Annotated in this window: 19 protein-coding genes and 1 pseudogene; 13 read left to right on the forward strand and 7 right to left on the reverse strand. The window is 46.4% G+C overall.

The genetic code is table 11. From position 1 onward, the window contains the following. Positions 1-109: 109 nt before the first annotated feature. A complete protein-coding gene (locus HRE53_RS23505) occupies positions 110-706 on the reverse strand; it encodes a pseudouridine synthase (protein WP_212665509.1) in 597 nt (198 codons plus the stop codon). Positions 707-970: 264 nt separating this feature from the next. Between HRE53_RS23505 and HRE53_RS23510 the strand changes: the two genes are divergently transcribed. The 7 genes from HRE53_RS23510 to proC all read left to right on the forward strand — a co-directional run bounded on the left by HRE53_RS23510 (position 971) and on the right by proC (position 6,767). Beyond that, on the forward strand, positions 971-1,945 hold the full coding sequence (locus HRE53_RS23510; protein ID WP_235108171.1) for an energy-coupling factor transporter transmembrane protein EcfT: 975 nt from the start codon (positions 971-973) through the stop codon (positions 1,943-1,945). Between the two features lie 22 nt (positions 1,946-1,967). Next, positions 1,968-2,234: a hypothetical protein gene (locus tag HRE53_RS35280; protein WP_396133401.1), complete on the forward strand. Its 267-nt coding sequence runs from the start codon at positions 1,968-1,970 to the stop codon at positions 2,232-2,234. Positions 2,235-2,247: 13 nt separating this feature from the next. After that, positions 2,248-3,255, forward strand: coding sequence for an anthranilate synthase component I (locus HRE53_RS23515; protein ID WP_396133402.1), 1,008 nt, complete (start codon positions 2,248-2,250; stop codon positions 3,253-3,255). Positions 3,256-3,772: 517 nt separating this feature from the next. After that, the gene (gene pipX, locus HRE53_RS23520; protein WP_235108172.1) at positions 3,773-4,042 is read left to right on the forward strand and encodes a transcriptional coactivator PipX; all 270 of its coding nucleotides are present in this window, start codon (positions 3,773-3,775) and stop codon (positions 4,040-4,042) included. Then, positions 4,042-4,728, forward strand: coding sequence for a YggS family pyridoxal phosphate-dependent enzyme (locus HRE53_RS23525; RefSeq protein ID WP_235108173.1), 687 nt, complete (start codon positions 4,042-4,044; stop codon positions 4,726-4,728). Before pipX ends, HRE53_RS23525 begins: the two co-directional genes overlap by 1 nt. A gap of 503 nt (positions 4,729-5,231) precedes the next feature. Next, on the forward strand, positions 5,232-5,828 hold the full coding sequence (locus HRE53_RS23530; RefSeq protein ID WP_212665514.1) for a cell division protein SepF: 597 nt from the start codon (positions 5,232-5,234) through the stop codon (positions 5,826-5,828). 123 nt (positions 5,829-5,951) lie between these two features. Beyond that, positions 5,952-6,767 (forward strand): pyrroline-5-carboxylate reductase, encoded by an 816-nt coding sequence (proC, locus tag HRE53_RS23535; RefSeq protein ID WP_255800948.1) that lies wholly within the window; start codon positions 5,952-5,954, stop codon positions 6,765-6,767. A gap of 34 nt (positions 6,768-6,801) precedes the next feature. Here proC and HRE53_RS23540 read toward each other — a convergent pair whose 3' ends face one another. Next, positions 6,802-8,274: a TM0106 family RecB-like putative nuclease gene (locus tag HRE53_RS23540; protein ID WP_235108174.1), complete on the reverse strand. Its 1,473-nt coding sequence runs from the start codon at positions 8,272-8,274 to the stop codon at positions 6,802-6,804. 108 nt (positions 8,275-8,382) lie between these two features. On the opposite strand from HRE53_RS23540, the pseudogene HRE53_RS23550 reads away from it, so the two are divergent. The 3 genes and pseudogenes from HRE53_RS23550 to HRE53_RS23560 all read left to right on the forward strand — a co-directional run bounded on the left by HRE53_RS23550 (position 8,383) and on the right by HRE53_RS23560 (position 11,431). Next, positions 8,383-9,743: pseudogene (locus HRE53_RS23550) on the forward strand (ABC transporter ATP-binding protein). 251 nt (positions 9,744-9,994) lie between these two features. Next, the gene (locus HRE53_RS23555; protein WP_010471865.1) at positions 9,995-10,336 is read left to right on the forward strand and encodes a DUF1815 family protein; all 342 of its coding nucleotides are present in this window, start codon (positions 9,995-9,997) and stop codon (positions 10,334-10,336) included. A 201-nt stretch (positions 10,337-10,537) separates the two neighbouring features. Continuing rightward, positions 10,538-11,431 (forward strand): alpha/beta fold hydrolase, encoded by an 894-nt coding sequence (locus tag HRE53_RS23560; protein WP_235108176.1) that lies wholly within the window; start codon positions 10,538-10,540, stop codon positions 11,429-11,431. Here HRE53_RS23560 and aroB read toward each other — a convergent pair. Further along, a complete protein-coding gene (aroB, locus tag HRE53_RS23565; RefSeq protein WP_235108177.1) occupies positions 11,424-12,542 on the reverse strand; it encodes a 3-dehydroquinate synthase in 1,119 nt (372 codons plus the stop codon). The genes HRE53_RS23560 and aroB overlap by 8 nt on opposite strands. Positions 12,543-12,924: 382 nt before the next feature. Between aroB and HRE53_RS23570 the strand changes: the two genes are divergently transcribed. Next, entirely contained in the window at positions 12,925-14,079 is a 1,155-nt protein-coding gene (locus tag HRE53_RS23570) for a murein hydrolase activator EnvC (protein ID WP_235111221.1), read from the forward strand. Positions 14,080-14,082: 3 nt separating this feature from the next. On the opposite strand, the gene HRE53_RS23575 is transcribed toward HRE53_RS23570, so the two are convergent. Beyond that, the gene (locus HRE53_RS23575; protein WP_396133403.1) at positions 14,083-15,372 is read right to left on the reverse strand and encodes a hypothetical protein; all 1,290 of its coding nucleotides are present in this window, start codon (positions 15,370-15,372) and stop codon (positions 14,083-14,085) included. Positions 15,373-15,570: 198 nt separating this feature from the next. Between HRE53_RS23575 and HRE53_RS23580 the strand changes: the two genes are divergently transcribed. Beyond that, positions 15,571-15,828, forward strand: coding sequence for a DUF3146 family protein (locus HRE53_RS23580; protein WP_212665521.1), 258 nt, complete (start codon positions 15,571-15,573; stop codon positions 15,826-15,828). Between the two features lie 145 nt (positions 15,829-15,973). Here the strand turns inward: HRE53_RS23580 and HRE53_RS23585 are convergent, their stop codons facing one another. The 3 genes from HRE53_RS23585 to HRE53_RS23595 are packed head-to-tail and all read right to left on the reverse strand — an operon-like array spanning position 15,974 to position 20,678. Then, positions 15,974-17,107, reverse strand: coding sequence for a CO2 hydration protein (locus tag HRE53_RS23585; RefSeq protein WP_235108179.1), 1,134 nt, complete (start codon positions 17,105-17,107; stop codon positions 15,974-15,976). 38 nt (positions 17,108-17,145) lie between these two features. Continuing rightward, on the reverse strand, positions 17,146-18,732 hold the full coding sequence (locus tag HRE53_RS23590) for an NADH-quinone oxidoreductase subunit M (protein ID WP_235108180.1): 1,587 nt from the start codon (positions 18,730-18,732) through the stop codon (positions 17,146-17,148). A 44-nt stretch (positions 18,733-18,776) separates the two neighbouring features. After that, positions 18,777-20,678 (reverse strand): NAD(P)H-quinone oxidoreductase subunit F, encoded by a 1,902-nt coding sequence (locus tag HRE53_RS23595; RefSeq protein WP_235108181.1) that lies wholly within the window; start codon positions 20,676-20,678, stop codon positions 18,777-18,779. Positions 20,679-21,406: 728 nt separating this feature from the next. Between HRE53_RS23595 and HRE53_RS23600 the strand changes: the two genes are divergently transcribed. Then, the gene (locus tag HRE53_RS23600) at positions 21,407-21,715 is read left to right on the forward strand and encodes a carbon dioxide-concentrating mechanism protein CcmK (RefSeq protein ID WP_010469380.1); all 309 of its coding nucleotides are present in this window, start codon (positions 21,407-21,409) and stop codon (positions 21,713-21,715) included. Positions 21,716-21,798 lie beyond the last annotated feature (83 nt).

The raw sequence follows: 21,798 nt of genomic DNA on the forward strand, positions 1-21,798 counted from the left end.
AGCTCGTTATTAGGTGATCCCACTATACAACTCACAATTATCCTCAACCGTAGATTGAGATTTGAAATGTTTTTTGAGTAGGCCGATGGATCAGCTTTGGCTTCATTTGCTAGAGATGAGGTAAGTGTGTCAGGGATTGAAGTTGATTGATTTCTGGTGACGAAAGGTGACGCCATTGGCCCGGCTGCAGATCCTTGAGTTGCAAATGTGCGATCGCAACCCGTACCAAACGTAAGGTCGGGAAACCCACAGCCGCTGTCATTCTTCGTACCTGGCGGTTGCGGCCCTCATAGAGGGTCATCGTTATCCATGCCGTAGGGATATGCTTGCGAACCCGAATCGGTGGAGTCCGGGGAGGTAAAGAAGGTGGCTCAGTTAAGAGTGAGGCTTGGGTCGGTCGTGTTCGATAGTTGCGGATCGTGACTCCCTGCTGAAGTTTTTGTAACGCAGCTGTATCAGGAATTCTTTCCACCTGAACCCAATAGGTGCGGGGATGTCCAAACTTAGGATCACACAACTGATGTTGGAGACCACCATGATTGGATAGCAATAATAAACCTTCGCTATCCCGATCCAATCGACCAACCGGATAAATATCGGGGATTGAAATAAATTGTTTTAAGGTTGGATGCTCAGTGTCTTGCCGATCCGTAAACTGGCTAAGGACCCCATAGGGCTTATAGAACAATATATGTTGCCAAGCCATTTCTGTTTCCTATCCTGTTCGTCAAAGTTCAGTTCACACTGATATACATCTGGTTACCCTATGTATAGGGAACGCCATCTTTTATCTCAAAACATCTTAAGCAATGGCACAAGCTCACACTATCCCTAGGATCCTTTAGTGAGGCTTGGTACCGGATATCACCAGATTTGGATTGAGAACACTATTTATAAAGTGTAAATACACCTCCTAACCCTAGAAATCACTTAGGATAGGCTGGTGATTAACGCGTCTCGAAGGCCATAGATGGATCTGCTTCGCTCCCTTCCCCTTGGGCTTTACCTGGAACAACCTCGAACTTGGCTACATCGGCTTGATCCCAGAGTAAAACTGGCTTGGCTGATGATGTTCCTGCTCACGCCATTACTGGCAGATTTACCCTGGCGGTTTGCCTTAGTCTTGGGACTGATCCTACTCACCATTTCGGCGACCATTCCATGGCGAGTCTGGCGCAAGCAAATTGGCTGGTTATTGTTGTTATGTCTATTGGTTTGTAGCGTTACCACCTTAATGCCAGATGGCCTGGCAGTGTCCTATCAACCCAGACTACCGACTCAAGAACTGACATTTACGCAAGAACCCTCTTCCCTTCCAACAGAATCTCAACCCTGGTATCAACCCCTGATTTTTTGGCAGGGTTCAGAGGAAAATCTCCCTCCCTCTCTTCCTCAACCCACACCCTATCAATATGTGCTCTTTCATCGTGGCCCCGTCAGAATCACTCGCCGATCCCTAGAATTAGGATTAAGGTTGGCAACTTGGCTATTTACCTTAATTTATGGAACAACCCTATATCTCCTGACAACGGCTCCAGAAGAAATAACCGTTGCCATTGAGGTTCTGTTGCAACCCTTGAAGCGGTGGCGTATTCCCATCACTGAAGTGACCCTGACCCTAACCCTAGCGCTTCGCTTTATGCCCCTAGTTCTGGAAGAAATCCAAAATTTGATTCGAGCTATTCGTACTCGTGCCATTAATTGGAAGAAATTAGGGGTACGGGGGGCCTTCCAGCTCTGGCTGATGTTGGCCGATCGCCTCATTGAGAATCTATTTTTACGGGCAGAACAAGTGGCTAGTGCCATGACCGTACGGGGCTTTACCAGTCCTAATCACCACCAAGTCAGGTGGCATCAACTCCAAATTCGGTTGATGGATCAGTTTGCTTTAGTTTTAGTGGTCTTGGTTTGCGGCTTACGCATTTGGGTCGGAATGCTTCCCTAAACCCATACCGTTGATATTCTACATGGACGAATTAAAGCCTTGGTATTGGCGATCTCAACCACTACTCGAACGCAGTGGTACAGATATTTTTGCAGCCTTATTTGCTGATCAAGAGATTGCGACCCTGCTCGAAAGCCCCTATCCCCATCCCCTCGGTCAGTACTCAATTTGCGCAGGCGGTCCTCGGAACGATACCGACACGTTGCGCTTATGGACACCTGAACTGGGGCAGATATTACCGTTCTTGGAACACCAGTTACAAATTAAAAAAGCCTTTATGCCCAGATGATATCCCTGACGATTTGCCCTTTCAGGGTGGGTGGCTGGGTTGGCTGGGGTATGACCTCGCTTGGGAAATCGAGCGTTTACCGCAACTGAATCCTGATCCATTGCCATTCCCTATCGCCTTTTGGTATGAACCTGAAAACTTTGCAATTTTGGATCATCAGCATCAGATTCTCTGGTTAGCTGTAACGGATACCCACCAGCTAGACCAACTAGAACACCAGTTAGTATCCTATGCCCCACAACCCATCGATCAACCGTTTAAGGCGACAGACTTTCAGTTTTTGACTAGCCAAGTTGAGTATGAAGCGATGGTGCGACAGGCCCTAGCCCATATTCAAGCTGGGGACATTTTCCAGGCCAATCTCTCTACTCGGTTTTCTGTCACGGCCAACGTCGATTCCTGGCAACTCTATCAACAACTGCAAACAATCAACCCATCCCCCTTTGCCAGCTACTGGCAAACTCCATGGGGAGCGGTCGTCAGTTGTTCACCAGAACGGCTTGTTCGGCTCAAAGGATCACAAGCCGAGACCCGCCCTATTGCAGGGACTCGCGCCCGGGGAATCACCCCCGAAGAAGATCAGAAATTAGCTCAAGCTTTAAGTGAGAACTTAAAAGAGAGAGCGGAGCATACCATGCTGGTCGATCTGGAACGCAACGATCTAGGTCGAGTCTGTACCTGGGGATCGGTCACTGTAGATGAATTCCTAGTCCTTGAATACTACAGTCACGTGATTCATCTAGTCAGCAATATTGTTGGTACCCTGCAGCCTGCCCGTTCTGCGGTTGAGTTGATTCGTTCGGTCTTCCCAGGAGGAACCATCACGGGCTGCCCCAAGGTTCGTTGTATGAAAATTATTGAAACGTTAGAACCTTATCGACGGAGTTTGTTTTATGGCTCCTGCGGATATTTAGATTACCGGGGACAGCTAGATCTGAATATTTTGATCCGAACCTTACTGATTACCCCCCATACATCCCCCCAACACGAGCCTCACAAAGTTCTGTCCTGTCTTCTGTAATTTGGGGGCAAGTAGGAGCGGGAATTGTGGCAGATAGTGACCCCAAACAAGAATGGTTAGAATCCTTACAAAAAGCTAAAGCTCAGGTGGAAGCAATTCAAGCGATGAGTCAGTAGATCTTGCTTGATTACTTCTAATTAATGCCTTGAGAATGAGTTGTATCAGGGGTTTAGTTAAAGGGACAGTAAATATACTCAAAAAACCAGTAAAAACTTAGCGAAGGCCGTCCAGTATAATAGACGACAATTTGTTGATTGTTCAGCTTGCTGGACTTTAACTAAGAAGAGACGGTCATCCTTAAAGAAATAGTGATCTATTTAACTTCTACAAAATAACTTCAGCTATTCCTAGTCCATCAATCATCAAGATTTACCCTCAGGAAAAAATAGACATCGCCTAAAACTACCCTATCCTTTAGAAACAATGCTACCTAGACAGGGTCCACAGCATTTTTCTAGACAGTAGTTATCGTTCTATAGAATCACTCCTATAGCTTTGGCCTCTCCTATATACGCGAATGATCACTGAAACGTATCTGAATCATCCAACTTTTGGTCTACTCTACAGTCTGTGTATGATTGATGCTAGGAGTGCGTTGTACACCACACTTTATGCCCAACGGTTATTTTTTATAGTCACCACTTCTGAAGAGCAGTTAGAATTTTCTCCCATCACTCGGCAAGAGGCCAAAGTCACCGTTGAAAGTCGTCTCAGACTTCTGAGGCGGTCTGGTACCCGCCAAGACTATGACCAACTTCAGCTTGTTCACCAACAAACCTTTCAATAATGCCTTCTTCGCAGCCATTGACTCTCAAGGATCGAGTCATCTCTATTCAGGGGGCCTTGCCGCCATCCGTTCGTTTGATTGCTGTATCCAAATATATGCCGGCTGCTTTGATCCGAGAGGCCTATGACGCAGGTCTACGGGATTTTGGCGAAAGCCGGGTACAGGAAGCGATTCAGAAACAAGCTGAGTTGCAGGATCTCTCAGGGCTCACTTGGCATCTCATCGGTCATCTTCAAAGCAATAAAGCCAAACTGGCTGTTCGACACTTCGATTGGATTCACTCTGTGGATAGCTTAGCTTTAGCCCAGCGCCTCAATCGGATTGTTGAATCGGTAGAACATTCACCTCAGCTATGTTTGCAAGTCAAACCCCTCTCAGATCCTGACAAATTTGGGTGGATGTTTGCTGATCTCAAAACAGATCTACCCGCTTTACAAGCCTGCTCCCATCTTCGCTGGCGTGGATTAATGACGATATTACCGATGGGTTTAACGAGCCAAGAAACCTTAAATGCTTTTCACGAAATTCAAAAGCTAGCTCAAGATATTTCCCAGCCATCTCAGGAGAATTTCACCTTGAGTGAACTGTCCATGGGGATGTCGAAGGATTATCAGTTGGCCGTTCAGGCTGGAGCAACAATGGTTCGAGTAGGACGTAGCCTTTTTGGGGATCGACCTCTGCCTTAAGCTATCCCTCTAGGGGGTGAGGCTGATTGCTTTCAGGATGAAGCAATCAGCAAGAGCGTCTTCACAAGTTTTTTCTGGGCTGATCACTATTTTATGAATAGCGATAGTATCTATTGAAATAACAGTGTTGATATAAAGTCCCTGGCAGAAGATGGAAATTTTATAGGTTATGTAAAGGAAATTATTTCTTAATTTAAATTTTAGTTTCAACAGTCGAATTACTGATTTGCAATTAGGTCTTTGATGTATAATTCAATCTAAATTTTCCATACCATGGGATTTGTCGCCAAGAGTTGATTTTTTTCTATAACAATCACTTTTTGGTAATTAAGGCGACAGTGGTATTGACAAATCAAACAAATACAAGTTTGATGAGAAGATCTAATTTTAATAAAGATCTTTACGAATAAAATTCCTTGATGACCTTAGATTGAGCAAATGTTCGGTCTTTCTGAAATCAGGTTCTTCACACCCTCAAAACCTTCATAGATGGAGCCCAACTCGTGAGCAGTTTATTTGGCAGATTAAAGGATTTCGTCGGCATCCCAGAATCGGATGACGATTATGATTACGTGGATGAATATGACGAAATTCAAAACGATGGGTATTCGGATCATTCTTATTCAGCAGAGTATTCCGAAGACCCCGTTGAAGTGGGTGAAGCACTGAAAAGTCAATCTGAAAAAGAACAGGGGTCTCAAGTGAGTTCTACTACTAGTAATGTTGTGGGTATGCCAGGTGCGGGTCGCTTATGGGGATCTACCACTGAAGTTTTGGTGATGGAGCCACGAGCGTTTGAAGAAATGCCCCAAGTGATCCAAGCTCTACGTGAGCGTAAGTCTGTGGTTCTTAATCTGACCATGATGGAACCGATTCAGGCTCAGCGAGCCGTTGATTTCGTGGCGGGTGCAACCTATACCATTGACGGTCATCAAGAGCGTGTTGGAGATAGCATCTTCCTATTCACTCCTAATTGTGTTCAGGTCAGCACCCATCTTGGTGTTGTTCATGAAGCACCGACTACACCCCATTTTTCACGACCTGCAGCCACTGCATCTTGGAAAAATGATGTGCAGATGAATCAGGCCATTGCTCAGTAAGTGAGTCAATAGCTATCCCTGGCTATTTTAGGTTTTCGCAAAACTAAATACTGCAAGGAATCTTGACTGTGCTTTGGTAGACTGGTGCATTGTTTCTGCCATCTTCGGCTTAGGGGTTTTCTAGTGAGTCAGTTTTGCGATCAGCTTGGCATCATTGGCGGTGGTGTGATGGCTGAGGCTATCTTGTCACGACTGCTTTCCCAAGAAATCTGTTCGCCAGAGCAGGTTCAGGTTAGTGATGTCTCCAAAGAACGATTAGAGGATCTGATATCGGCCTATCAGATCCAAGGGTTTACAGATAACAATGCGGTTGCCTCCAACTCTCAAGTACTGCTGTTGGCGATTAAGCCTCAAATATTTGCAAAGGTAGCAGCTCCTCTCGCATCGTCTATCCCCGCTGACTGTCTGGTCCTTTCTATTTTGGCGGGGGTCACTTTAGCGGCGTTAGAGAAAGCTTTTCCTGGATCCCCTGTGGTTCGAGTAATGCCAAACACCCCAGCTACTGTTGGTGCTGGCATGGCTGCGATCACAGCTGGTAACCATGCGAATCAAACGCATCTAGATCTCGCTCATCAGTTTTTTAGCGCTGTTGGTCAGGCGGTTACTGTACCTGAATCATTAATGGATGCCGTTACGGGATTATCGGGATCGGGGCCGGCTTATGTCGCCTTGGTTCTGGAAGCCCTTACTGATGGTGGCGTTTCAGTGGGTTTGCCTCGCCCCATTGCAGCTCAATTAGCCCTGCAGACCCTGTTAGGCACTGCCAAATTAGTGGATGAAACGGGACTGCACCCAGCTCTACTCAAGGATCAGGTCACGAGCCCGGGCGGTACCACTATTGCTGGAGTGGCGGCACTAGAGCAAGCTGGACTTCGTTCAGCCTTAATCAAGGCCGTTCAGGCCGCTTACCATCGTTCCTGTGAACTTGGCCAAGGCTAGGAAACTATAGCTCCACCTCGTTCGAATCTCTAAACTATGGAGACTGTAAAGCAGGAGCAGCCAACTCGGAAGCCAAAAAATCAGCCAGCCAATTTTTGATGTGATAGGTGGCTTGGCAATCATCTTCGTTATACTCAACAATCGTATCGAGGAAATCACGATTGCTAGTAGAGAGCCATTCGCTATACCAATAGATGGACTGCGCTCCATTTGCTTCGCTATTTCGCCATTGAAACCCTAGCCATCGAGCGATTAGTTTCAGGGTATAGCTTTCTACTGGGAGCACAACCGTGTGGGTCACATGGGCATGTAAGTCGATAAACCGCTCTAGTAAAGGCTGGATAATTGTATCGGGGCTACCATATAGGGCCGCTAAGCGCTCAACGGTTTGCACTTCGTAGGCACAAAAATGGTAAATCGGTGCATGGGGATAGGTCAGCACTAAATCTAAGAATTGCTGCCACACCTGCTCTTCCTGGTGAGGTTGATCGGCTAAAAGGGGATAAAAGGTTTCGGTCTGGTTTTCTCGATCTACAACCAGTACCCCATGTAGGTAGGCCAAATTAAGGCTGGGTTCTGCTTCGATATCGAAATAGAGTTCGATGGGAGCAGGGGAAATTTGGGCGGCTATTACACTTACCTCACTGGCAGCGAAAATCACAGGAGCTTGCTTAGCAAATGCCTGAGCCTGGCAAATCAGTTTGTTGGCAACCTCTCGACCAAATCCCGTGACCTCAGCTAATTGGGTGGGATTGGCAAACGCTAAGTCTTCCACACTCGCTAAATTATGAGCTTGGAGAATGGGGTAGCGACTGGGGGTTACCCCTGGCAAAAGGGATAAATGTTGATCTTGTTGAGCAATTTGATAGCAATGGGGTAGCCATCCACACAAGCTGCATCGATTACTGACAATAAAAACTTCTGGTTCTTGTTGCGTCTGGATAATCTTGATGAGTTCAGGGAGTAATAAATCTAGCTTTGGCTGGTTAATCGTCAGGTTAACGGCATAGAGCCCTCGTTCCCGCAGGTACAGATAAGACTCCTCTGGCCAGACCCCTTGAATACTCGCCAACAGGTGGGCATGGAATGTTGCCAAAATTTGATATTCCAACTTGGGACGCTTACTCAAGCGAATATCTGTCGGCACATATTGCCAATCTCCAAAGTTAGAGGTTCCCTCTATTTTAGTAAGGAGATCGGGAATGCTCTGATAGGCAACACCGTTGCCTTGATCCATCCATAGAACACCTCGCCGAATATAGGGAGTGCCAGCTTGCATTAGCGCTAACGTGGCTTGGGCTCCTGCTTGCCAGTCGTATCTGGGATAGTCAGGTTGGACCCAGGGTTGACGAGCAAAAAAGTTCTGTTGATGCTCAATGCGATCCTGTCGAAGTTTGTTTAGAAAGTCGCTGGGAGCAGATTTTTGAGTTTTGTCTTCAAAGACATCCAGATATGCTTGTCGATGACAACGTTGGTAACTCAGTAGTAATTGGGCGGTCAGCAGCATGCAGACACAATAATGGTTTTCCCTGAAGGAATCTTAGCAAATCCTTCTGGTTGACCGGTAAATTCCCTTGACTGATATCGAGCAGCACAATAGGCTGAGAGCGATGTAATGGATACCGATGTTGTCGTGGCTCAGGTTGTCTTTGAGGATGTCTATAAAAGTTTCCCGGCTCGTAAAGGCGATCGCACAGCCAATACCACGTCTGTTGAGCCCAGTTTAATATCAACAACACCGACCCAGACTACATCTGAGAGCGATACCAAAAAACGATACCGTTACCGTATTGCGCCGCATCAATTTTTCCGTTGACGATGGAGAGTTTATGGTGCTGGTGGGACCATCGGGATGCGGCAAAAGCACGCTCTTACGACTGATTGCAGGTTTGGAGGACTTAACTGGGGGCAGTATCAGGATTGGCGATCGCAAAATCAATCACCTCCCCCCTAAAGCCCGAGACATTGCCATGGTGTTTCAGAGCTATGCCCTTTATCCCCATATGAGCGTCTACAACAATTTGGCCTTTGGCCTCCGTCGCACCCAATCTCAACGAGATCATAAACGGCGTTCTATTCCTGCATCTTTTCGTAGAAAGTTGGAATCTGGCTTGGTATCCGCGACTCGAATTCTACCCAAGTCCCTTAGATATCGTTCCAAACGAGAAAAAATTAATTGAGCAGACCGTTAATCAAGTCGCCGAAGTCTTACAAATTGAGACTTTATTAGATCGCCTACCCAAGCAACTCTCCGGGGGACAAAAGCAGCGGGTTGCCTTGGGGCGAGCCATGGCCCGTGAGCCCCAGGTTTTTTTGATGGATGAACCTCTGTCCAACCTGGATGCCAAGCTGCGAACTCAAACCCGAGCTCAGATCGTCAAGCTACAGCGACAGCTAGGAACGACAACGGTTTATGTCACCCATGACCAAACGGAAGCCATGACCATGGGGGATCGAATTGCGGTTATGAATGCCGGACAAATTCAGCAAATTGCCAGTCCTTTAGACCTGTATAACCAGCCGATCAACCGATTTGTGGCCCAGTTTATCGGTTCTCCCCCCATGAACTTTATCTCCGTTCATGTGAAGTCGCCTCGCAGCTTACAGCACACACAATTCACCCTCACCTTGCCAGAAGTATGGGAAACGGTTCTCCAAAACTATCAAGGCCAAACCCTCACCTTGGGGATTCGCCCTGAGCATCTGGATTTGGCCTCTCCGAACTCTAGCAATATTCCCACCCAGGTCGAACTGGTTGAGGCATTAGGCCACGAGACCTTTCTCTCTTTACAGTTGACTCAGAACCATCAAATGACCCATTCACCTGCCCCATTGATTGCCCGCATTAATCCCTATCAACAAGTCAGCCTTGGCGAACAGTTATGGTTCTCGATTCAACTGGACAAGATTCATTTGTTTGATGAACAGACCGAAGCGGCAATCCGCCCCAGCCATTCACCAGCCCCAATCCATTAAAAATGGCTCGTTTCCCATCCATACTTTGTTTGACTCTGTGTGTTTTTATACGGAACTAGAAGCTGGGCTCGATTAAGTTACCTTCCAGCATCTTTAGTAAACGATTTATACCTAAACAAAGCAGAAATACTGCTCGATCGGGCAACCTGCAAACCTGGGAACAATAAGCAAGAGAAGACAAGTTAAAAAATAGCGTATGTCAATAACCATTAACCAAGCTAGAATGTGTACTCACTCAGAAGGGTAATCCTGTGTTTGTCCGGTTAGCCAATCAACACCGTGAATTTGTTCGAGACTTAGTCATGAACCTTCAGGCCCTAGCCATTGTGCTAGAGCGCCGAGGATACGTGGCATCTTGCTATACCTGCGGTGGCCAAATGAACAGCGCCTCCTTCATGGTGAGTTTAGGAGAGAACCATCTAATTCGGTTTTTAGTGTCCGATTATGGAATCACCTGGACCGAAATGCGCGATGATCGCGAACTCATGAAGTTGGAAGGGGCTGAAGCCATTAGCCAACTGCAAGAATTAGCCAACTTAATCAAGTATGAACAGCCTGCTCAGAGTCCATCTTCTGTGCTGGCCGAGTCATAACCTTATTCACCCAATTAGCCAAATTTGTCCCCACCTTGGGCTGGTCTAAACAATGATTTAGTCCAAATTCGTTGGTGAAATGTTACGCTGTATACCTAGTTAGCAGGGGGTAAATTGTGTAGTCATCTTGAGGATTCAAGAATGGCTCAATGGCAAGCTGTCATGTTTCAATTACCACCCATTAAGGTTGCACTGTAACGTATGACCACTGAGAGTTCTGGCTGGCAACACCAGTTTATCCAAACTAATAAAATTCGGCTCCACTACGTCACCCAAGGTGAAGGCGATTTAGTTATTCTTCTCCATGGATTTCCCGAGTTTTGGTACTCTTGGCGATACCAACTCCCTGTCTTAGCCCGTCACTTCAAGGTTGTGGTCCCTGATCTACGGGGGTATAACGATTCCGACAAACCCTCTAGCGGCTATGACATCGACACCCTCACCGAGGATATTGTTGGCCTCATTCAGAATTTAGGCTATCGCTGCGCTCATATTGTGGGCCATGACACCGGCGGTATGATTGCCTGGAATTTGGCTCAAAAATTCCCTCAATATTTACAGAACTTAGTTCTCCTGAATGCACCTCATCCCCAGCGATTATTCCGGGAGTTTTCTAGCAACCTCGATCAGCTGCGGCGGAGCTGGTATCTGCTGGCGTTTCAAATCCCTGGGTTGCCAGAATGGTTAATTCAATCAAACCTGCGCCAATTCCTTCAGGACTGGTTTCAGAAACAAGCCATTCGTAAAGCAGCCTTCTCCTCCGAGACCTTAGGCATTTATCAGGCTGCTCTGGAAAAGCGGGGCGTCTTGTCTGCAGCGATTAACTATTATCGGCAGTTGCTATCTCCCCAAGACTGGTTATCCAACTCGGATGGCAAACTCTTGCCGATTCAAGTCCCTACTTTGGTGTTGTGGGGGGAAGATGACACAGTTTTGAGTCCGAACTTAGCATTGGGTTTTGAACGATTTGTACAGGCCCCATTTCGCCTCAAGTTTGTCCCTGAATGCGGCCATTGGATCCAGCAAGAAGTCCCCAAAATTGTGAATCGAGAACTGTTAGATTTTCTACGTCAGAGCAAGCCAGCTTTTAGCTAACCTTCATTCCTTTTAAGGCCCTGACGGTCACCTGACCCGGCACCTGGTCCGTAATTTTGACCTCACTCAATTGAGTGGGCAAGATAAACCGGACTTTGCCATCTTTGACTTTTTTGTCCGTCAGCAGCACATCTGCCACGGATTCGATGGCAAAGTCAGCAGGTAGCTCAGTGGGTAATCCTGTTTTCTGAATCAGTTGATGCTGGCGTTGGGCGTCTTCAGCAGACCACCAATCCAGCTGGACGGCGATATCGGCAGCCGCGACCATACCCAAAGCAACGGCTTCACCGTGATTAAACAAACGGTAACCCGTTAGGCTTTCAATGGCATGGCCAATGGTATGGCCATAGTTGAGGATGGCACGAAGCCCCGCTTCTTTTTCATCTTGGGTGACGACATCCGCTTTGGCTTGAGCGGAGCGGGTCAGAATTTCAGTAAGGATTTCTGTGGGCATGTAGCGGTATTGATGGGTGCGATCGCAACTCTCCAACCGCTCAAATAGCTCCAAATCCCAAATCACGCCATATTTAATCACCTCAGCCATCCCCGCCCTAAATTCTCGACTGGCCAAAGTTGTTAAGGTATCGGGATCGATCAACACCAACCGGGGCTGATAGAAGGCACCAATCAAGTTCTTACCCTTAGGGTGATTGACGCCTGTTTTACCTCCAATTGAGGCATCCACCATTGCCAATAAACTGGTGGGAACTTGGACAAAGTTAATGCCGCGTAACCAAGTAGCCGCTGCAAAACCAGTCATATCGCCAATTACCCCTCCCCCAAGGGCGACTAGGGTGGAAGATCGTTCTAGTTTAAGGTCAAGGGCATAATCGTAAATCTTTTGAATAGAGCGAGGCGTTTTGTAGCGTTCGCCCGCTGGTAAGAGAAAATGCTCAACCTGGAAGCCTGCCTTGGCTAAAGAGTCTTGAACAATATCCCCGTAATGTTTCCAAATCTGAGGGTTAGAAACTATCAGGACCTTCTGTCCCAGCTTCACCGACTGCAGGGATCGATCTTGGAGCCAGGGGCCTAGTTGGGTGAGGCCACCGGATGCGATCGCAATTTGATACGTCTGTTGCGGTAAAGGGACGGGAATAAATGTCTGCTGCATGCCACTCCTGGAACTCCTTTGCCAGTGTGCCTTACAGAAACACCTTCTGTCACTAGCAACTTTCAGAGGTAAATTTCATCTCCAATCTAAACGATTGCGGATTGGACAGGTCAATTGATTTTGCAACTAACTATGAGATTGTTGAAAAGAATCCCAATCCATTAAATACTTATCAGAGAGTTAGGGTACCTTAACCAAGAATAAGTATTGCCTAAGAGCAATATCTTTACTGATTCCACCGATTACCCGTATCGCATTCGAAGTCTGAGAGATTTTGCTAAAACTCCTTCTCCAAAAACTAATGCACCGGCGACCTCCTCTCCACTTTCGCTCCAGAAAGGGAAATCTCTCTGCTGCAAGAACTCTGGTCAGAATCTTGGGGGTGATCTTGGGCATAAGCCTCGCGATATTTCTCTTCACCCGTGGCGGGTACCCGACCTTAGCCCAAAATTCGTCCGATCTAAATGATCTACAGGAGCGCCGAATACAAGTTGAACAACAGAAGTCGAAGGTCACAAAACAACGGCAGCAAATTGAGAATCTAGAAGGGGCAGCCAAAAGACGATTAGGCGGACTAGAGCGTAATATTCAGGTTACGGAAGGTCAAATCAAAGAGAACGAAGACAAGCTGCAGCAGGCTAACGAAAAGCTGCAGAAAATAGAAGCGGATTTGACCAAAGCTGAGACGGCCTATAAGGAGAAGCAGGGTAATACCATTGCTCGTCTCCGGGTGTTACAACGACAGCGAGACTCCAGCACTTGGATTGCTTTACTCCAGAGCAAATCCATAGAAGACTTATTAGATCGTCGCTATCAACTGCAACTCGTTTATAAATCCGATCGCACGTCGCTACTGGCCCTCAAAAATGAAAAAGAAAAGATTAACGACAAAAAGCTGTTAGCAGAAATCCAGAAAAACCAAATTTCCCTGTTATCAGAACAGCTCCTTTATCAAAAAGCCAATTTCAAAGCTCAGGCCTCCGTCCAAAATCAATTGGTAACCCGGTTAAAAACTGATCGGCGAGCCTTACAGGCGGCTGAGCAACAATTATCCCAAGATGCCAACAATATTTCTAAGGTAATTGCCCAACGCATCGCTGAACAACAAGTGGCTTTCCGCTCTAATACACCGGGCTATCAGCGTATTTTAGGGACGGGACAAATGGTTAGACCTGTAGTGGGTCCCATTACCAGTAATTTTGGCTATCGATCTCATCCAATTTTTGGAAGGGGACGATTTCATGCGGGAACAGACTTTGGCGCGCCAACCGGGGCACCCATTTTTGCCGCTGACAGCGGCACCGTCATTGTGGCTGAATGGTATGGCGGCTATGGGAATGCGGTTATTATCGACCATGGCAACGGCTTAACCACCCTCTACGGCCACTGCAGTGAACTGTACGTAACGGTAGGGCAAGGCGTACAGCGAGGCCAAACCGTCGCCGCCATCGGTTCAACGGGCTTATCTACTGGCCCCCACCTCCACTTTGAAGTCCGACAACAGGGTGAACCCGTGGAGCCATTGGCCTATTTGTAGACACTACTCTGAGGAATTCAACCGCTCCTGCCATTCAGAATCAATGGCATCTGAACGCTCATATTCCTGCTCTAGTAGGTCTTTTTCAGTGGTATAGGCCAGATTTTCTGATGAAACTACTGACTGGGTTGCAAAGGTCTGGGCATAACCCATTTTTTGTTGCAAAGCTGCATCCGGTCGAGACAGGGACACTGCACTAGCTTGGCGTTGCTGATTGCGCTCGTTGATTTTGCTATTTCGCATTTGCACCCAAAAGTAGCGAATCAGAGGAATGCCCAAGAAACCGATACCATAGGCCACTAAAATACCAAAGATGGAATAGACAAACCCCACTAACCCACCAAGTTGAATCGCAATAGTGCCATCCCGCAGCAAAGACCAGAGCACTGCTGCTCCCACTAAATTTAAACTTCCTAAGCCAATCGCCATCAAGATCTGACCGGAACCAGCTTGACTAAATTTCCAGGGATATTCTTGTAAGTAGGTTGAACTAGACTGCTGTTGACGAACCTTGGCCGTCGTTTGCAAGGTCGGAAAATGATAGATAATTTCGCCCTGGGGGCTGACTTCGGGACGACCATCGAAATGGGTCAATACCGGAATCACATAGTCTTCGCTTTCTCGCTGACTTTCAGAGACCTCCAGATAGGGCGTAAGCTGCTCTCCCGTGACCGCCCCTCCATTAGTGCGAATAACGGTTCCGATTTCCTGCCAACGACGATCATCTAAGTTGGCATTGGGATTGCCATCCCCAAATAAGAAGGAAAAGATGGCTTCTAGGAAGTTCATCTGATCAGGGTCTTTAGACTGACTGCGGGCATGCTGCCGGTGATAGCGAGGATTGGGATTAAAAAACCAGAACAAGTCAGGTGTAATCCAGAACCGGGGAATAAAACTGCCGGAACGACGATTATTTGAGCGATCGTCTTGGCTGTTCATGGCAATTAAGATGATTGCGATCGCAACAAAGATCAGCACAATCGACAGCAACAGCACAATCCCGAATGAAATCCGAATCAGGTAGAAAATAGCAGGCCAAATCTTGTCCCACAGGGCCTGAAGACGCAATCGCCAATATTTATTACGAAGAACTGAGCGAAAATTTTTGGGGAACAGATAGGCAATATCTCCAGCTTCTGAGACTTGAAGATTGCCAGAAACTTCAGATGCCAGGGCCAATAGCCCCCGCTCTGTATGATTAATATCTAGACCCGCCTGGGTAGCAACATCGCCAACGGTCACTCGATAGTTGAGTTGCTCAACAGCGGTCATTATCTTGGAATCTAGGGGCATGACCTACCTCATAAAGAAGCTGCCAACTGATGCAGCACGGATGGTTTTCTTCTCGACACCCTTCCTTCAGTATAAGAAACCCTTTCTAGCCAAAAGGTACGGTTTGAGGTTCGGCTTCCCTGTATCGCAGTAGACAGCCACACCAGACTTATTGATAATAGTCTTGGACTTTAACCCCAGACCCAACAGACTTAACTTGTGTGTGCCCTTCCCCGAACCACTGCCCATGTCCGTATTACTCACCAATCCTGGCAACAGGGACAGATTGAAGGCGAAGTTGCTGCCAGCAATTATCTTTGGCAGTTTCAATGGTGCTTCCGACAAGGTGAGTTAAAGGTTACCCCTTCCCTAGGCCGAGCCTTGATTAAAGAGCCATTGGGCCGGTTCCTCGAACAGCAGGATTATCGATTAGAACCTGGTGGTGACTATTCTTTTACATTGCGCTGCAAAATTTAGGAATAGTCTCAAACAAACGGAATATTCCTATCAATGACGAGAGGCATGGTCGCATTTTTAGCCGACCTTGCAACCTGAGTACTCTAATCTCAACCCCCTAAACAGGTTGAGGATGACTTCAGTCTTAAAGGGATGAGAAAGAGGACTAGGCATTAGCCTGTCGAATCCGAGATTTTGTAAATCGATTCATCCAGCCTTCTAAATATTTGCGATTGGCTTTTTGTTCTTCCAAATCATCAGTGGTCAACGAATGTGGTGCTAGCCCCTGAAGAGCAGCCGTTGTCACGCAAAACATTGATTTTTGGAATGTCTCACAAATTTGAATTTTAAGGTCTTCCTCCTTGCGCAAGGTTTTGCGATAAACCTCGATTAGGTAGTCAGGTAAATAGTGGCGCATATCTTGCATCAACAGTGTCGGGGGAATACCCGAGCTACCAATCGGAAGCGGATCCGCATAGAGAGCGCCATAGGCAAAATCACTCTGGAACATGGGGATTTGATAGGCCTGGGCATTGTAAGAAATCGTTCCAGAGAACGGAGTACCTCTGAAAAAGATTGCCTCAACATAGGGAACGGCTGTATCCATTAGGAAAGTTAGATTGGCAGACTTGGGAAGAATTTCATAGTCTTTACCGCCAATTTTGACCGTATATGTGATGGGGCGACTCGCGTCTGCCACTAAACCTTGCAAAATATGATCAACAACGTCGGGAATCGTTTTGATTTCACCCGCATCGTAGCGATCAGAGAGAGTGATAAACATATCACTCATGACCCGCCAAAACTGTCCTAACCCGCTATAGTAAGCCATCTGTCGGATTTGTTCGGGCAGAAAGTCAGGAAAAGCACGATCTAATCCCAACATTACTGGATTGAGTTTGAATTTGGCCTTAATTGCAGGTTTAATCGCTGCCATAAACTCTGGGGAGTCCAGGTATGTGTCTAACCCTCCCCCACCGTGCCAGAACATACCTTTCATGCAATATTCGGCATATTCATAATTAATCCGGTCATGCCAGAGAAATTTCAAAACCTTACCTGGATTGATCTCACCATTAAAATATTTAAACAGCGGAAAAAGAACCAAGAATTGGTGATCGGCAATATATATCAGATTATTGGAATAGGCATCCAAAATAACCCCATAGCTTTTCAGAATTCCCACCACTTCTAAGACATGTTCTGGGGAATCTCTTAGCAGTGCTTCTCCCGCTTCCAAGCGATGAATGAACTCTGCCATTTGGTGTTTAGAGGGCTCTATTTGAGGCGTACTTACCATAGCTGATGGAGGATATAAGGAAAAACAGGTTGCAGAAGCTAATCAGTAATCTCTATGTGTGGACTAGAGGCCGCGATAGAGCTAGAGACATTGGCCATTGATTGTTCAGGGATATTGGTGATCATAATTTGTGGCGGTCTGGGATTGTATGGAATCAAAGCAGCGATCTGAGTTTCACTCCAACGAACAATATAGTTGGGCTGAATCCCGAGTAAGAAAATGAGTGCCACTAAAATTGCGGCCGGGAGGCGATCAGACCATGTAACTGGAGGAATTCGGTCTAACTCATCCGGCAACCGGCCAAAGAAGACCCGATTAATCATTAATAGAAAGTAAACGGCAGTCAACCCTGTTGCTAACATACAAAACAGCGTTTGAACTGGGAAAATAGGATAGCTTCCCCTAAAGGTGAGAAATTCAGATATAAAGCCCACCATGCCAGGAATCCCTGCACTGGCCATTACACCTAGAATCATCATGCTACCGATCAGAGGCAAGCCTCGCTCAGGATTTAATAAGCCCCTGAGGAAAAACATATCTCGACTACCCGTTTTTTTATAAACGACGCCAACGAGCATGAATAATAAGGCAGAAATCAAGCCGTGACTGACCATCTGGCATACGGCGGCAATCATACTCAATTCAGTGGAAGCAGCTGCGGCCAGCAAGATAAAGGCCATGTGGGCAATGGAAGCATAGGCCACCACCTTTTTCATATCCTGCTGAGAGATGGCGCAAGAGGTACCGTAAAGGGCACTCACCGCAGCCCAAATTGCTAACCAGGGTCCTAAATACACCCAGGCATCGGGTAACAACCCCACACCATAGCGGAGCAGGCCATAGGTTCCCAGCTTGAGCAGCACGCCAGCCAACATTACAGAAACGGGCGTTGAGGCTTCTACGTGGGCGTCAGGCAACCAGGTATGTAAAGGAAAGAAAGGAATCTTGATACCAAATCCCAGCAGGATTCCTACCATCAAGATCAATTGGAGTTTTAGTGTCAAGCCACTAGGGGTATCTGAAGCGCCCACAATAATGGCTCGCAAAGGCTCATAGGCAAAGCTAGAGGCCCCTGACAACCAGACAATGCCGAGGAATGTTGCCAGCAATACAATGCCTGAGAAAGCGGTATAGAGTAGGAACTTGGTGGCTGCATAACTGCGGCGTGCCCCACCCCAAATCGCAATCAAGAAATAGAGGGGGATAATTTCTAACTCGTAGAACAAGAAAAAGAGGAGGACATCCTGGGCAAGAAAAGCACCTGCCACGCTGGAGTTGAGCAGCAGCATCAGCGCGAAATAAAATCTGGGCCGCTTGACATCAGGCTCCGTAATCCAAATCGCGATCAGCGTCAAGAGACTGTTCAGGGCCAGCAGGGGCAGAGACAATCCATCTACAGCTAAGTGATAACTGAGGCCGAGAGATTTAATCCAGGGCACAAATTCCCCAAACTGCATGGTGACTTGCTTCGGATTGAACAGAATAGCGATATAAATTGTCCAAGCTAGAACCAAGCTTGCTACTACCAATGTGAAGGTGCGAGCATATTTGGTATCGATGCTTTTGGGCCAAATCGCCAATAGCAGCACTCCAAACAAAGGTAACCATACGAGAACACTGAGCATTGGGGTAAGACGAACTCCTAAAACGAAATACTGGAGAATGACTGCTATTGACTGATGAGTGCAGACCAATACCCAACAATGGTGGACCAATCATCCCTCAGTAACAGCCATAAAATGGCACTTATGCCGACGATGATGGTGAGCAAATAAGATTGAGATTGGCCAGAGACACCGTACTTGAGACCTTGTCCACTTAACAAGGTGGCTTTACCGATGAAATTAATTATTCCATCAACAACATATTTATCGAGATAAGTTGTGAATTCGGAAGACAGGCGAACAACGGCAACTACAGTGAATTCGTATACACGCTCAATATAGAAGTCATAGGCCAACAGATCCTGAAAAAAGCGTAAAAAGAACTGGGTCGGTCGTGATAAAGAACGTCTCAGTTCAAACACAGAACCCAATACCACACCGATCACACCTGATGCTACCAAAATAGGGAGGCCGTAAGGAATGGAGGATTCGCTAAAGACGGCAGCAGAGGGAATAGGGTTGAGCCACAAAGACCACTTCAACGGCATCAATGGAAAAGCCAACACTGCAATGGTCATGGTCACCATCGGGACTGCCATCAACCAGGGTACTTCAGGGACTCGTCGAGTTTTTTCTTGGCGTTGCCCCAGAAAGATTAAGCGAAAGATGCGAGTGAGACTGATGGCACTGGTGGTATTCACAAAGAGGAGCAAAACAAAGAGCCAAACCGGCATATTCCACCCGCCAGTAAGCCATTGCTGCATCATTCGGAAAAATCCCATCGGCAGAATCACTATTAGACTGCCAGCTCCCACAATAAAAGCAGTGGTTGTAGCAGGCAGCCGTGACCACAGACCTCCCATTTCTGTCATGTCTTGACTATTCGTGCCCAGAATGACTGAACTGATACTGAAGAAAAGGAGTGCTTTTGCGATCGCATGGGCTAGCAGCAACGATAGGGCAATGTTCACGTGCCCCAATCCCACCGCAATAAACACCAAACCCAAATAGGCACTGGTGGAATGAGATAAGGCTCGCTTGATATCTACCTGAGCAATGGAAATCAATGAAGCGCCAACAGCTGTAACGCCGCCAATAATCAATAAGGTGTCAGATGCAATGAGGGACAGACTAAAAATAGGCTGCAGCTTAATCAAGAAGTAAGCTCCGATGGAGACAACAGCCGTGTTCCGCATTATCCCCGCTGGATTTGGACCTTCCATGGCTTCATCCAGCCATAGGTTCAAAGGGAATTGAGCACAATTTCCCGTAGGACCCGCAATTAAGGCCAGTCCCAGTAAGGCATCCGTTAGGGGAGGTAAAGAAGTGGATTCACTCCATGCTCTTAAGTCTGAAAAGGTCAATCCAGCCCCATAGCTAGTTAAAGCCACTAATCCCATCAATAGGATAATGTCACCCACTCGCTTGGTCAGAAAGGCATCCCGAGCTGCTGTGACTACCAGCGGCTGAGCATACCAAAAGCCCACCAAGAGATAGCTAGAAAAAGTGAGCATTTCCAATAAGGCATAGCTAAGAATCAACGAGTCACTAATGGCGATGCCTGCAAGCGCCCCTTCGAAAAAGCCCATCAGTCCAAAAAATCGGGCGACAGACCAGTCCTTGTCCATATAGCCAATCGCAAAGACCTGGGTCAGTAGACTCAGAAAAGTAACTAATTCTAAGGCACCGATACTGACAGGAGAAATTTCAATTGCAAAGGTTAAATTTAAGTCTGCAACTTGCAGCCATTCATAGACCAGTTGTTGTGGAGGTTGGCCTAGAACTTGCTGAAAAACAATCGTGCCATGCAAGCAGCTTAAAAACGTCATCAAGATATTGAAATAAGCGACTGGGCGGGGCCCACTTCGCCGGATTAATCCCATTGACCAGGGGAGAGAGAATAGAGCCCCTAGCAATCCAAAAAAGGGAATCCACCAGATATGTTCAAAAAGGAATTGCGACAGCACGACTTAGTCAATTAGGGTTTGCAACGATTGGTGATTAACTCACAACCTTTAAGACTGTAAATCTTTATCTGCGATATAGTCAGGCATTTCAGATAAAAGTAGTTCAAGACTCATAAAGATTTTTGCTGCACTGTGAAGTAGAGAGATATGCAAAAAAAATCTTTATAAAAATTGTTTTTAAATTACGACTATTATTGATTTATTTTTTCATATATCATTCATCGTATCAAAATATGGTAAATATCAATAAATATATTTTTTATCAATCCTATGTATGGATATTTATAAATAGTATTTCTCACTTTTTAGCAATGGCTGAAGTCTTATTTCGAAGAAACTGTCTGTGAATTTGCACCATTTCTGTATGGTGATAGAGAAGCAGTCTATGACCTCTCAATTTAGCTGCCATAGGCTTTTTTCAAGATTGCAGATTATCCATTGATTTTCTTCAATGCCCTACAAACAAATCTCCAATGCATTGATTTTTTCGAGGGAGACATCCCAGTTCTTTCATCTATAAGACCCGATCGAATATCAGTTTTATTTATTGATTCAATTTGGATAAATAATCCACGTTTATATTGACAAAGCTGATCCCGGGTCTATATGCTGAGTTCTGCAAGCTTGAAAGTGCTTCCAAATAAAGCTGTTTAATAGCTTTCATGTAAGAGTTTTTAGGTAGCAAAACTACCTATAATATTTAATGTTCAATAACAGGAGATGTGGCGATGCCAATTGCGGTTGGGATGATTGAGACGAAAGGTTTTCCTGCTGTGGTAGAAGCTGCGGATGCGATGGTGAAAGCAGCTCGTGTAACGCTGGTGGGCTATGAGAAGATTGGTAGCGGCCGCGTCACAGTGATTGTAAGAGGAGATGTTTCTGAGGTTCAAGCTTCGGTCGCCGCCGGAACAGAATCTGTCAGAAGAGTCAATGGGGGAGAAGTTCTTTCAACTCATATCATTGCTCGTCCTCATGAGAACCTCGAGTACGTACTACCGATGAGTTACACGGAAGAAGTAGAACAATTCCGAACGTAATAGCTATCAATCATTCGGTGTAAATATTCACCCAGAGTGATTTCATAAAAGTCTTGCCCCTTTATGGTCAAGACATCATTCCT

The sequence above is a fragment of the Acaryochloris sp. 'Moss Beach' genome (genome assembly GCF_021497025.1).
Lineage (GTDB): Bacteria > Cyanobacteriota > Cyanobacteriia > Thermosynechococcales > Thermosynechococcaceae > Acaryochloris > Acaryochloris marina_A.

Bases quoted from the DNA above. Each gene is read 5' to 3' on its own strand.
- HRE53_RS23505 (WP_212665509.1), bottom strand. From the start codon at position 706: ATGGCTTGGCAACATATATTGTTCTATAAGCCCTATGGGGTCCTTAGC.
- HRE53_RS23510 (WP_235108171.1), top strand. From the start codon at position 971: ATGGATCTGCTTCGCTCCCTTCCCCTTGGGCTTTACCTGGAACAACCT.
- HRE53_RS35280 (WP_396133401.1), top strand. From the start codon at position 1,968: ATGGACGAATTAAAGCCTTGGTATTGGCGATCTCAACCACTACTCGAA.
- pipX (WP_235108172.1), top strand. From the start codon at position 3,773: ATGATCACTGAAACGTATCTGAATCATCCAACTTTTGGTCTACTCTAC.
- HRE53_RS23525 (WP_235108173.1), top strand. From the start codon at position 4,042: ATGCCTTCTTCGCAGCCATTGACTCTCAAGGATCGAGTCATCTCTATT.
- HRE53_RS23540 (WP_235108174.1), bottom strand. From the start codon at position 8,274: ATGCTGCTGACCGCCCAATTACTACTGAGTTACCAACGTTGTCATCGA.
- HRE53_RS23560 (WP_235108176.1), top strand. From the start codon at position 10,538: ATGACCACTGAGAGTTCTGGCTGGCAACACCAGTTTATCCAAACTAAT.
- aroB (WP_235108177.1), bottom strand. From the start codon at position 12,542: ATGCAGCAGACATTTATTCCCGTCCCTTTACCGCAACAGACGTATCAA.
- HRE53_RS23575 (WP_396133403.1), bottom strand. From the start codon at position 15,372: ATGCCCCTAGATTCCAAGATAATGACCGCTGTTGAGCAACTCAACTAT.
- HRE53_RS23585 (WP_235108179.1), bottom strand. From the start codon at position 17,107: ATGGTAAGTACGCCTCAAATAGAGCCCTCTAAACACCAAATGGCAGAG.
- HRE53_RS23590 (WP_235108180.1), bottom strand. From the start codon at position 18,732: ATGCTCAGTGTTCTCGTATGGTTACCTTTGTTTGGAGTGCTGCTATTG.
- HRE53_RS23600 (WP_010469380.1), top strand. From the start codon at position 21,407: ATGCCAATTGCGGTTGGGATGATTGAGACGAAAGGTTTTCCTGCTGTG.